Origin of the sequence: Corallococcus sp. AS-1-6 (assembly GCF_020037015.1) — a bacterium.
Classification (GTDB): domain Bacteria; phylum Myxococcota; class Myxococcia; order Myxococcales; family Myxococcaceae; genus Corallococcus.
In genome coordinates, this window is sequence record NZ_JAIQDE010000026.1 from 141,633 (window position 1) to 152,277 (window position 10,645).

Annotated in this window: 12 protein-coding genes and 1 pseudogene; 10 read left to right on the forward strand and 3 right to left on the reverse strand. The window is 71.8% G+C overall.

Annotated elements, in window-relative coordinates; translation table 11 throughout:
* Positions 1-5 precede the first annotated feature (5 nt).
* From K8612_RS29785 to K8612_RS29840, 10 genes are read left to right on the forward strand one after another with little or no spacing between them, the layout of a single operon-like run.
* Positions 6-1,544, forward strand: a complete 1,539-nt coding sequence (locus tag K8612_RS29785; protein ID WP_223764749.1) for an NAD(P)/FAD-dependent oxidoreductase — start codon at positions 6-8, stop codon at positions 1,542-1,544.
* Complete coding sequence (locus K8612_RS29790; RefSeq protein WP_223764750.1) at positions 1,541-2,575, forward strand: phytoene/squalene synthase family protein; 1,035 nt, start codon at positions 1,541-1,543, stop codon at positions 2,573-2,575. Before K8612_RS29785 ends, K8612_RS29790 begins: the two co-directional genes overlap by 4 nt.
* Complete coding sequence (locus tag K8612_RS29795) at positions 2,572-4,023, forward strand: NAD(P)/FAD-dependent oxidoreductase (protein ID WP_223764751.1); 1,452 nt, start codon at positions 2,572-2,574, stop codon at positions 4,021-4,023. Before K8612_RS29790 ends, K8612_RS29795 begins: the two co-directional genes overlap by 4 nt.
* Positions 4,020-4,979, forward strand: a complete 960-nt coding sequence (locus tag K8612_RS29800; protein WP_223764752.1) for a carotenoid 1,2-hydratase — start codon at positions 4,020-4,022, stop codon at positions 4,977-4,979. Before K8612_RS29795 ends, K8612_RS29800 begins: the two co-directional genes overlap by 4 nt.
* Positions 4,976-6,094 carry a glycosyltransferase gene (locus K8612_RS29805; RefSeq protein WP_223764753.1) on the forward strand — a complete coding sequence of 373 codons (1,119 nt, stop codon included), beginning with the start codon at positions 4,976-4,978 and terminating at the stop codon, positions 6,092-6,094. The genes K8612_RS29800 and K8612_RS29805 overlap by 4 nt, the downstream gene beginning before the upstream one ends.
* Positions 6,091-6,474 carry a lycopene cyclase domain-containing protein gene (locus K8612_RS29810; RefSeq protein WP_223764754.1) on the forward strand — a complete coding sequence of 128 codons (384 nt, stop codon included), beginning with the start codon at positions 6,091-6,093 and terminating at the stop codon, positions 6,472-6,474. Before K8612_RS29805 ends, K8612_RS29810 begins: the two co-directional genes overlap by 4 nt.
* Positions 6,471-6,818, forward strand: a complete 348-nt coding sequence (locus K8612_RS29815) for a lycopene cyclase domain-containing protein (protein ID WP_223744694.1) — start codon at positions 6,471-6,473, stop codon at positions 6,816-6,818. The genes K8612_RS29810 and K8612_RS29815 overlap by 4 nt, the downstream gene beginning before the upstream one ends.
* Complete coding sequence (locus K8612_RS29820) at positions 6,815-7,492, forward strand: lysophospholipid acyltransferase family protein (RefSeq protein WP_223764755.1); 678 nt, start codon at positions 6,815-6,817, stop codon at positions 7,490-7,492. Before K8612_RS29815 ends, K8612_RS29820 begins: the two co-directional genes overlap by 4 nt.
* Positions 7,489-8,349 (forward strand): MerR family transcriptional regulator, encoded by an 861-nt coding sequence (locus tag K8612_RS39040; RefSeq protein WP_255672368.1) that lies wholly within the window; start codon positions 7,489-7,491, stop codon positions 8,347-8,349. Before K8612_RS29820 ends, K8612_RS39040 begins: the two co-directional genes overlap by 4 nt.
* Positions 8,350-8,361: 12 nt before the next feature.
* Positions 8,362-9,264: a MerR family transcriptional regulator gene (locus K8612_RS29840; protein ID WP_223764756.1), complete on the forward strand. Its 903-nt coding sequence runs from the start codon at positions 8,362-8,364 to the stop codon at positions 9,262-9,264.
* A gap of 15 nt (positions 9,265-9,279) precedes the next feature.
* On the opposite strand, the gene K8612_RS29845 is transcribed toward K8612_RS29840, so the two are convergent.
* The 3 genes and pseudogenes from K8612_RS29845 to K8612_RS29855 all read right to left on the reverse strand — a co-directional run.
* The gene (locus tag K8612_RS29845) at positions 9,280-9,756 is read right to left on the reverse strand and encodes a hypothetical protein (RefSeq protein WP_223764757.1); all 477 of its coding nucleotides are present in this window, start codon (positions 9,754-9,756) and stop codon (positions 9,280-9,282) included.
* Positions 9,757-9,980: 224 nt separating this feature from the next.
* A complete protein-coding gene (locus tag K8612_RS29850) occupies positions 9,981-10,355 on the reverse strand; it encodes a DUF2019 domain-containing protein (protein ID WP_223764758.1) in 375 nt (124 codons plus the stop codon).
* A pseudogene (locus K8612_RS29855) lies at positions 10,352-10,645 on the reverse strand (hypothetical protein); the annotation flags it as partial. The pseudogene K8612_RS29855 and the gene K8612_RS29850, both read right to left, overlap by 4 nt.

Sequence of the window (10,645 nt, forward strand, 5' to 3'; positions counted from 1 at the left end):
CCGTCATGAGCGCACAGGGCAAGCGGGTGGTGGTGGTGGGCGCGGGGGTGGGCGGACTGGCCGCGGCGGCGAGGCTCGCGCGGCAGGGCTTCGACGTCCAGGTCTTCGAGAAGACGCACGGCCCGGGTGGCCGGTGCAACCAGCTCCGGGTGGACGGGTTCACCTGGGACGTGGGCCCCACCATCGTGCTGATGCCGGAGGTGTTCGAGGAGACCTTCCGCGCGCTGGGCCGCCGCATCGAGGACTACCTCACGCTGGTGCGGTGCGACCCGAACTACCGGGTGCACTTCCGCGACGGCTCGGACGTCACCTTCACGTCCGAGCTGTGCACCATGGGCCGTGAGCTGGAGCGAATCGAGCCGGGGTGCTTCCAGCGCTACCTGGCCTTCATGGCGCAGGGCCGCGAGCAGTACCGCATCAGCCTGGACCACTTCGTGGGCCGCAACTTCAACGGCGTGAGCGACTACTTCTCCCCCGGCGTGCTGGCGAAGATCTTCAAGGCGCGCGCGCACCGCCGCATGTACGCGGACGTCAGCCGCTACTTCCAGGACGACCGGCTGCGCGCGGCGATGACGTTCCAGACCATGTACCTGGGCGTGTCCCCCTTCGAGTCGCCCGCGGTGTACGGCCTGCTGCCCTTCACGGAGCTGGGCGTGGGCATCTGGTTCCCCAAGGGCGGCCTGTACGCCATCCCGCTCGCGCTGGAGCGGCTGGCGCGCGAGGAGGGCGTGACGCTGCACTACGGCCAGGCGGTGGAGCGCATCCTCACCGAGGGCGGGCGCACCACGGGCGTGCGGCTCGCGGGCGGCGAGGTGGTGGCCGCGGACGCCGTGCTGTGCAACGCGGACCTGCCGTACGCGTACGAGAAGCTGCTGGATCCGAAGGACGCGCCGTTCAAGCGGGGGGAGAAGCTGCGCTTCACCTCCAGCGGCTACATGCTCTACCTGGGCATGAAGAAGAAGGTGCCGGGCCTGCTGCACCACAACGTGATGTTCGGCCGGGACTACGCGGGCTCGTTCGACGACATCTTCCAGCGCTTCCGCGTGCCGGAGGACCCCAGCTTCTACATCAACGTGCCCTCGCGCACGGACCCGTCGCTGGCGCCGGAGGGGAAGGACTCGCTCTACGTGCTGGTGCCGGTGCCGCACCAGCACGCGGACCTGGACTGGAAGGTGGAGGGCCCCAAGGTGCGCGCGAAGGTGTTCCAGCGCATGGCGGAGCTGGGCTACCCGGACCTGGAGAAGGACATCGAGGTGGAGCGCGTCTTCACCCCGGATGACTGGGCGGGCACGTACAACCTGGCGCGCGGGAGCGCGTTCGGGCTGGCGCAGAACTTCTTCCAGATTGGCCCCTTCCGTCCGGCCAACGTGGACCCCCGCGTGAAGAACCTCTTCTTCGTGGGCGCCTCCACGCAGCCGGGCACGGGGCTTCCCACGGTGCTCATCTCCGCGCGGCTCGTCACCGAGCGACTGACGGAGTGGGCGCACAAGCAGGGCGTGGCGCTGTCGCCTCGCGCGGGCGCCCCGGTGGAGGTGGCGGCATGAGCGTCACCGAGTCGTCAGCGCTCATCGCCCGGGGCTACCAGCGGGCCCGGGTCGTCACGCGCCACCACGCCAAGAGCTTCTTCTTCGCGTCGTACCTCCTCTTCGGACAGCGGCGGAAGGCGGCCTTCGCGCTGTACGCCTTCTGCCGGCGGCTGGACGACCTGGTGGACGCGGGCGAGAGCGCGCTGCCGGGCGAGGCGCCCATGGCCCTGGCGACGCGGCTGGCCCGGGCGCGCGAACGCGTGGCGCAGGTGTACCTGCCGCTGCCGGAGCTGGCCTCGGAGGAGCTGGGCCCGCCGTCCGCGCGCCAGCCCTCCGCGGACGCGCCGTCGCCGTGGGACCCGAGCGAGTTCGCGGCGCTGCGCCACACCATCCACCACTACCGGATCCCGGAGCAGCCCTTCCAGGACCTCATCTCCGGCATGGAGATGGACCTGACGAAGGTCCGCTACGACACGTGGCAGGAGCTGGACCTGTACTGCTACCGGGTTGCAGGTGTGGTCGGGTTGATGCTGACGCCGGTGCTGGGCTGCGAGGACTCGCGCGCGGTGGAGCCGGCGGCGGACCTGGGCCGCGCGATGCAGCTCACCAACATCCTGCGCGACGTGCGCGAGGACCTGGAGCGCGGCCGGGTGTACCTGCCCTCGGAGGAGCTGAGCGCCTTCGGCATCACCGAGGACGACCTGCGCGCGGGGCGGGTGGACGCGAAGTGGCGCGACTTCATGCGCTTTCAAATCCAGCGCGCGCGGGCGTACTACGCGCGGGCGGCGGCGGGCGTGCGCTACCTCACCGGCTTCGGCAGCCAGCGCATGGTGCGGCTGATGGGCGCCATCTACGGCGACATCCTGCGGGACATCGAAGCGCGGGATTACGACGTCTTCAGCGGCCGGGCCCACACGACGACGGGTCGCAAGCTGGAGCTGGCGGCGACCGTGTTCCTGCGGCCCCGCGCCGCGCTGCCGGACGCGCCCCTGGCCCTGCCGTCCGCGCCGGTGCCGCTGCTGCCCACGGGCACGGGAGGCTCGCGATGAAGGCCTCGCGCGTGGCGGTGATTGGCGGCGGCATTGGCGGGCTGACGGCCGCGGGCCTCCTGGCGAAGGAGGGCCACGCGGTGACGCTGTTCGAGGGTGGCCCGTCCCTGGGCGGCAAGGCGCAGGCGGTGATGGTGGAGGGGCTCACGCTGGACACGGGGCCCACGCTGCTCACGCTGCCGGCGCTGGTGCGCGGCACCTTCGAGCAACTGGGCGCGCTGGACCTGCTGCCGCCGTTCACGGAGCTGGAGCCGCAGTGCACCTACCACTTCACGGACGGGTGCGGCTTCACGGCGTACAAGGACCTGGAGCGCATGGCGGAGAGCGCCGCGGAGCTGCGCCCCGTGGAGCGCAAGGGCGTGCACTCCTTCTACGCGGAGGCCGCGGCCATCTGGCGCGCGGCGGGCGAGCCCTACCTGGAGGCCCCCTTCGAGGGCATGGGCGGCTTCATGGCGCGCGTGGCCCGCAGGGGCATTGGCGCGATGCTGGCGGGGATGAAGCTGGACACGCTGCACGCGCTGGCGGCGAAGCACTTCCAGACGCACCACCTGCGGCAGTACGTGGGGCGCTTCGCCACCTACGCGGGCGGGTCGCCGTACGCGTCCAGCGCGGCGTTCGCGCTCATCCCGCACATTGAACATGCGTATGGCGTGCACCACGTGCGCGGCGGCATCGGCGCGCTGGTGGAGGCGCTGGGGCAGGCGGTGCGGCGGCTGGGCGTGACGGTGCACCTGGACACGCGCGCCCGCTTCGAGCGCGTCACGGGAGGCTACCGCGTGGAGCCGGTCGCGGAGCTGTTCGACAGCGTGGTGGTGAACGCGGATCCGCTGGCGTCGCTGCGCCGCGAGTCGGAGCCGCTGTCGCTGTCCGGCTTCGTGCTGCTCCTGGAGGTGGAGGGGCGCACGGCGGTCCCGCACCACGCGGTGATGTTCGGCGGGGACTACCGCAAGGAGTTCGACGAGCTCTTCGCGGGCCAGCTCGCCGCGGACCCCACGGTGTACGTCTGCAACCCGTCCGCCACGGACTCGAGCATGGCGCCGCCGGGCCGCACGGGGCTGTTCGTGATGGTGAACGCGCCGGCCATGCCGCTGGAGGAGGGCAGGGCGGAGCAGGCCCGGCGCGACTGGGAGTCCGGCGCGGAGCGCGTGCGCGAGCAGATGTTCGAGAAGCTCGTCCGGCACTACCCGGCGTTGAAGGGGCGCGTGCGCGTGGTGGGGCAGCGCTCGCCGGTGGACCTGGCGGCGCGCGGGGCGCCGGGTGGTTCCATCTATGGCTTCCTGCCGCACGGCCGCTTCGGTCCGTTCCGCAGGCCGCGCATCCGGGGCGGAACGCCGGGGCTGTTCTTCGCGGGCGGCGGCACGCATCCGGGCGGCGGGGTGCCGCTGGTGATGCTGTCGGGCCGGTTCGCGGCGCAGATGGCGTCCGCGCACCTTCGGGAGGTCGCATGAAGTCCGTGCTTGCCCAGAACCTCCTGTCCGGCGCGGCGGAGTCCTGCGCGCTGCCGGCGCTGCCGGACATGGCGGGGGCGTACCGCTGGTTCTACGCGGACGTGAGCGCCGGGCCGTACAGCGCGGTGTGCATCTTCATGCTCGGGTCGTTGTTCTCGCCGCGCTACTCCGTCGCGGCGAGACGCGGAGGCCACCCGCTGGCGTACAGCGCGGTGAACTTCGCGCTCTACCACCAGGGTGTGCGCAAGTTGTGGGTGCTGAGCGAGTACCCGCGCGTGGAGCTGCAGGGGCCGGGGCGGCTGCGCATCGGCAAATCCACGCTGACGCACGCGGTGGATGGCACGGTGCGCATGGAGGTGGATGACGGGACGGCGCCGTGGGGCCGCCCGGTGCGCGCCAGCCTGACGTTGCGTCCGCTGACGGGGCGGGGCACGGAGGTGCAGCTCATGCCGGGCCTGCCGCACTACTGGCAGCCCCTGGCGCCCCGGGCGGAGGCCCGGCTGGAGGTGTCCACGCTGGGCGTGACGGCGGAGGGCCTGGGCTACCACGACACGAACCACGGCCAGGAGCTGCTGGGCGCGCGGCTGTCCGGCTGGCACTGGGCGCGCACGCACCACGCGAACCACACGGTGGTGGACTACCACCTGCCGGACGGCGTGGCGCCGGTGCGCATGGTGGCGGGGGCGAATGGCGTGGTGTGCGAGCGCGGCCCGAGCCCCGAGGCGCGTCCCACGAGCCTGACGGGCTGGGGGCTGCGCGTCCCCGCGGAGCTGCACACGGGCAACGAGGTGGTGGGCGCGCCGCGCCTGCTGGAGTCGTCGCCCTTCTACGCGCGGCTGGAGTCGAGGCGGGACACGCTGGACACGATGGGCGAGGTGGCGGACTTCCGCCGCTTCCACTCCCCGTTCATCCGCTGGATGGCGCACTTCCGCACGCGCATGGGAAGGGCGGCATGAACGCGCTCGGCTTCTTCACGCTCGGGTGGACGGTGATGGCCGGTGGCTTCAGCGCGGTGGCGCTGGCGCGGCTGTACCGCCGTGCGCCCGTGACGGCCACGGGCGCGCTGCCCTCCGTGCTGCTCCTGCGCCCCGTGGACGCGCCCACGCCGCTGGAGCTGGACAACCTGGAGCTCCCCATCGACTACGCGGGGCCACTGGAGCAGGTGGTGCTGTCGCCGTACCGGCCGCGCCTGGCCGAGGGCGTGCGCTGGCTCCCGAGCGACCCGGTGTGCCCCAACCGCAAGGTGGGCCACCTGCTCTACGCGCTGGAGACGCTCGATGTCCGCGGGCGCGTGGTGCTCGCGGTGGACGCGGACGTGGCGGTGACGGGCGCGCTGGTGAGGGGGCTCGCCGCTCCGCTCGTGGCCGGCGCCGCCTTGAGCACCGCCGCTCCCACGCCGGTGGGCGCGGTGGACGCGGCGGGCCGCGCGATGGCGGGGCTGCTCCGCTACACGCACCACAGCTTCCGCGCGCTGCACGCGATGAGCGCGGGCGCGCAGGCCGTGTGCGGCAAGGCGCTCGGGCTGTCACCGCGCGCGGCGGAGGAGCTGGCCGGGCTGTCCGACCACATCGGCGAGGACCTGGAGCTGGCGAAGCGGCTGCACGCGCAGGGCCTGGACGTGGCGCTGTGCCCCGCGCCCGCCTGGGTGCCCGTCGCCAACGGGACGTCCTGGCGGGTGCCGCTGGAGCGCTTCACGCGCTGGATGCAGGTGCTCGCGAGCCACCGGCCGGCGCTGTATCCCACCGTGCCGCTGCTCTTCACGCCCACCGTGCCCCTGCTGCTGCTCGCCGCGTGGCTGCAGGAGCCCGCCGTGTGGAGCGCGGTGGCGGCGCTCGTCGCCGTGCGCACGCTGCTGTCGCTGCGCCTCGCCGCGTTGAGCCGCGTGCCCTCGGAGGCGGACCGGGACCACGCGCTGACGGACTGGGTGCGGGGGGAGCTGCTGCTGCTCGCGGCCTTCGCGGCCTCGCTGACGCGGCAGGGACGGGTGACCTGGCGCGGCCATACCTACGCGCTGGAGGCTGGGGGACGCATGGTGCGGGTGGTGTCGCAGTGGAGTGGAGGCCCGGGATGACCTACGCGCGCTTCCTGGGCCTCTTCGTCGTCCTGCCCATCCTGTTCCTGCTCGTGCGCTACCGCCGCACGCTGTCGTGGCGGGGGCTGGCGCCCATGGGCCTGCTGCTCATCATCGTCTACGCGGCCACGTCGCCGTGGGACAACATGGCCGTGAAGTGGGGCCTGTGGGGCTTCGACCCGGAGCGCATCTGGGGCGTGAAGCTGGGCTACCTGCCGCTGGAGGAGTACCTCTTCTTCGGCCTCCAGACGCTGCTCGTGGGCCTGTGGGCGCGCGACCGGCTGGAGCGCGTGCTGGCGAAGAAGCCCCGGCCCGTGGCTCCATCGCGGGAGCCCGTCCGCGCGGAGCGGACCCTGGAGCCTTCCGAGGTGTCGCCATGATGGAGACGCGCTGGGCGTACCTCATCCACCTGCTGGGCTGGACGCTGCCGGTGATTGCCATCCAGTTGGTGGCGCTCGTGATGCACTACAAGGCCCGCTCGGGGGAGGTGCTGCGCGCGGTGCTGCCCCCGGCCCTGGTCGTGGGCGTGTACCTGTCCATCGCGGACCACCTGGCCATCTCCACCGGCATCTGGAACTTCGGTGAGGGGCGCCACGTGGGCGTGTACGTGGGCGCCGTGCCGCTGGAGGAGATCCTCTTCTTCCTCATCACGAGCGTGCTGGTGTCGCTGGGGCTCGCGCTGTTCACGGCGCTCCTGCGGCTCAGGGAGGCTCGGGCGTCTTGATTCGCGCGGCCAAGGGTGGGCCCTTCGGGTGGGCGGTGGACCGGTACATCGGGTGGAAGGTCCGCTCGACGTTCCGGGGCCTGTGGGTGCGCGGCGAGCTGCCCGCCGACGGCGTGGGCCGGCTCGTCTACCTGAACCACACCAACTGGTGGGACGGCTTCGTGCTGCACCAGCTCTGCCAGGTGGCGGGCTGGGACGGCTACTGCCTCATGGACGAGGACAACCTGCGCCGCTACCCCTTCCACACGAAGATGGGCGCCTTCAGCATCCGCAAGCAGGACGCGATGTCGTCCCTGTCCTCGCTGCGGTACGCGAAGGAGCTGCTGCGCAAGCCGAACGCGGCCGTGTGTGTCTTTCCGGAAGGCGAGCACCGGCCCTTCGGAGTCCACCCGCTCCAGTTGGAGCGCGGCGTGGAGCTGCTGGCCCGCGTGGCGAAGGCGGAGTGCGTGCCCATCGCCATCCGCTACGCCTTCTTCGAGCACGAGCGGCCGGACGTGTTGCTGGAGGTGGGCGAGGTCCACGAGGCCGGGCCGCTCGCGCGCTTCCAGAGCGGGCTGGAGGCGGTGGTGCGGCGCGTGTCCGAGGTCACGAGCCTGGAGGGCTTCACGCAGAAGCTGTCGGGGGCGCGAGGCGTGGCGGAGCGCTGGGACCGCGCGAGAGGCCTGGGCCCATGAGCCTGCGCATCCGCACCATCGCCCGGCTCACGGGCATCCGCGAGGCCACCCTGCGCGCCTGGGAGCGCCGCCATGGCTTCCCGCGCCCGGAGCGGAGTGAGAACAACTACCGCGTCTATTCACGCGACGAGTTGGAGGCCGTCCGCCGGGTGGCGAAGCTGATGGAGGAGGGGCTCTCGGTGAGCGAGGCCATCGCCCAGGTGCGGGACGAGCCCCGGCCCTCCGCGCCGTCCGGGTCGCGGCGCATGGAGCGCTTCTGGGCGGCGGTGATGGTGCTGGACGCGGAGGGCGCGGACGCGGCGTTGTCCGAGGCCCTGGACGGGCTGGACGCCACCACCTGCTGCGACACCGTCCTCATCCCGCTGCTGCGCGAGATGGCCTCGCGCCTGGACGTGGCGCGCGAGCACATGGCGTCCGCGCTGGTGCGGCAGCGGCTGCGGATGCTGCTGGCGGGGATGGAGCGCGTGGGCGACGGGCCCAGGGCGCTGCTGGCCTGTCCGGCGAAGGACCACCACGAGGGGGGGCTGCTGGCGCTGGGGTTGCACCTGAAGGCGCGGGGGTGGCGGGTGACGCTGCTGGGCGCGGACACGCCCTCGGAGGCGTTGGAGGGGGCGTGCATGCAGGTGCGCCCGGACGTGGTGGCGCTGTCGTTCATCCGCCACCGGGATGCGGACGATTTTGTCGAGGTGTTGTCCGGAGTGATGCATGCGTGCGCGCCGGTGCCGGTGGTGGTAGGCGGGCCCGGCGCGAGGGAGCACCTGAAGACGCTGTTCACCCTGGGCGCGCAGTACGCAGAGTCCGCGGACGAGTTGATCGCCGTCTGGAATCAAGCAAGGAACGCGCAGAACCGACCGTGAAGCACGCACACCATGGCTGAGCGCACCTATCGCATCCACATCGCCGCGGAGCTGTCGGGAGTCCGCGTGGAGCTCATCCGGGCCTGGGAGCGCCGCTACGGGGTGCTCGAGCCGGAGCGCACGCCCGCGGGCTACCGCGTCTACACCGACCGCGACGTGGCCCTGCTCAAGCGGCTCAAGGCGCTGACGGACGAAGGCGTGGCCATCAGCGAGGCGGCGAAGCTGGTGCCCCAGTTGCGCGCGGAGCTGGAAGCGGCGCCCCCTGCGCGCGCGGAGGGCTCCGAGTCGCGCACCGGGGCGCAGCCGGAGAGCTGGCGCGCGGCGGTGCTGGCCGCGGCCGAGGCGTACGACCAGCCTCGCGTGGCGCGCATCCTGGATGAGGTCCTGGCGGCGCTGCCGCCCGTGAAGGCCTTCGAGGACGTGCTGGTGCCGGTGCAGCGCGAGGTGGGCGAGCGCTGGCACGCGGGGACGTTGACGGTGGCGCAGGAGCACCTGGTGACGCAGGTGGTGCGCGAGCGGCTGGTGAGCCTGCTGCATGGCTCTCCCAGGGGAGGGCGCAGGCACGCGGTGCTGGCGTGCTTCCCGGAGGAGGAGCATGAGATTGGCCTGTTGGGCGTGGCGCTGCGGCTGCGGCACGCGGGCATGCGGGTGACGCTGTTGGGGCAGCGCGTGCCGGCGGAGGGGCTGGGCGAGACGGTGGCGCGGGCAAAGCCAGACGTGGTGGGTTTGTCGGCGGTGACGAACCGGGGCGCCACGGTGTTCGAGGACGTGCTCACGCGCATCCGGGATGCCGTGCCCCAGGGGCTGCCCCTGTGGGTGGGAGGCCCCGCGGCCCAGGCGCACGCGGACGTCTGCGAGCGCCTGGGCGTGAGGCTCTTCACCCACGAGGACGACTGGACGCGGATGGCGGGCTGAGCGCCGCCGCAGGCGTCACTCCCGGCAGAGCGGGGGCAGTGAGCGGGCCAGACCGACGGCCGCGTCCACCTGCCCGAGCGCGGTGGTGAGGGCCTGCTGCGCGCCGCCGGGGTTCCCCGCGAGCACCGCGCTGGTGGCATCGCGCAGGCTGCTGACGCCGGAGGTGACCGTGGCGAGCGGCGCGCGGAGGTCCGTCGTCATCGCGGAGGGCGCCAGCAGCGCCAGGGCCGCTTCGGCCTGGGTGACGGCCAGGAGCGCGGCGGTGTTCTGCTGGGCCGCCGCGAGGAGGGCGAAGACGTTCCTCGAGGACAGGGCATTGGCGGTGGTGGCGGCCGCGGTCTGCGCCGCGTTCACGGCGACGGTGACGGCGGTGATGGCCACGGCCTCCGCGGAGTGGGTGTTCACGCACTGCTGGGATTGCGCGGAGGCCGGCGCGACGTAGAGGGCCACGGTCAGGACGGCGGCGGACAGCCAGTTCTTGCGGAGGGTCATGGGGATGTCGGGGGAATGGGGGTTGGAGGAAGGGGAAGCGGGACAGCAACGAATAGCTGGGTCCGCCCCTCCACTCCGTCAATCCATTGCGGACTCCGGGGCGAGCGGCTGTGTCTCCGAGGACGCGGGCGCTGAAGGCGCCTCCACGTTGTCAGGAAGCCACACCTGTCTTCTCAATGCGTGAGCACTCCTGTCGCGTCGGTCTGGGCGGCATTGGGATGGTTCTATTCTTCCAGAGGAAGCGTTCCGTCCTTCCAAGCGCGCAGGGTCATCGCCGCACTGACACTCAGCATCGTCGGCGGCGGCATCGACAACAGGGCGAGCGCACGTTCAGCCTCGCTGGGGGCGAAGCGCAGGGCGGCCGTCGCGGCCCAGTACCGGGTCCCCGGCTCCGGATCGGTCAGCAATCCCAGCAGGCCTTTCTCCGCATCGGGCCCGCGGTTACGCAACTCCTTCCTGACGGATGCCGCGAGAAGGTAGTCCTTGTTTGCAGCCCGAGTGTCGCGCGCATTCAGTAGGCGACCATGCCTGGCTGAAACCTCGCGAAAACGCGCAATCAACTCTTCTGTCCCCAGCACCTTGAGGTCACGTGCTTTCATGGGATGGCTCCGAAGTCCTTCAGGGTTTGCAGTCCAAAGGCGCGCTGCTGCGCGTAGGATTGCGTCCGAAGCCAATCCCGGACGATCTGTCCTCCGGAGACAGCCTGTCTGGAGGAATAGTATGAGCTGACCATTTTGTGGAGTTGCTCATCGATCGCGATGACATTCTCTGTGTTGTGTATGGCCTCGGATCCAAAGCGCTGCACGTTTCCGGGCGTCTGTTCGACGATGTGGTGCCATTGTTTCCCGCTGCCTGCTGGCCCCATTGCCTTCTTGAAGCCACTGAAGGA

What these genes read in the sequence shown, in the direction of transcription:
- K8612_RS39040 (WP_255672368.1), top strand. Translation starts at nt 7,489, where the DNA reads ATGAGCCTGCGCATCCGCACCATCGCCCGGCTCACGGGCATCCGCGAG.
- K8612_RS29840 (WP_223764756.1), top strand. Translation starts at nt 8,362, where the DNA reads ATGGCTGAGCGCACCTATCGCATCCACATCGCCGCGGAGCTGTCGGGA.
- K8612_RS29805 (WP_223764753.1), top strand. Translation starts at nt 4,976, where the DNA reads ATGAACGCGCTCGGCTTCTTCACGCTCGGGTGGACGGTGATGGCCGGT.
- K8612_RS29795 (WP_223764751.1), top strand. Translation starts at nt 2,572, where the DNA reads ATGAAGGCCTCGCGCGTGGCGGTGATTGGCGGCGGCATTGGCGGGCTG.
- K8612_RS29850 (WP_223764758.1), bottom strand. Translation starts at nt 10,355, where the DNA reads ATGAAAGCACGTGACCTCAAGGTGCTGGGGACAGAAGAGTTGATTGCG.
- K8612_RS29810 (WP_223764754.1), top strand. Translation starts at nt 6,091, where the DNA reads ATGACCTACGCGCGCTTCCTGGGCCTCTTCGTCGTCCTGCCCATCCTG.
- K8612_RS29790 (WP_223764750.1), top strand. Translation starts at nt 1,541, where the DNA reads ATGAGCGTCACCGAGTCGTCAGCGCTCATCGCCCGGGGCTACCAGCGG.
- K8612_RS29785 (WP_223764749.1), top strand. Translation starts at nt 6, where the DNA reads ATGAGCGCACAGGGCAAGCGGGTGGTGGTGGTGGGCGCGGGGGTGGGC.
- K8612_RS29815 (WP_223744694.1), top strand. Translation starts at nt 6,471, where the DNA reads ATGATGGAGACGCGCTGGGCGTACCTCATCCACCTGCTGGGCTGGACG.
- K8612_RS29845 (WP_223764757.1), bottom strand. Translation starts at nt 9,756, where the DNA reads ATGACCCTCCGCAAGAACTGGCTGTCCGCCGCCGTCCTGACCGTGGCC.
- K8612_RS29800 (WP_223764752.1), top strand. Translation starts at nt 4,020, where the DNA reads ATGAAGTCCGTGCTTGCCCAGAACCTCCTGTCCGGCGCGGCGGAGTCC.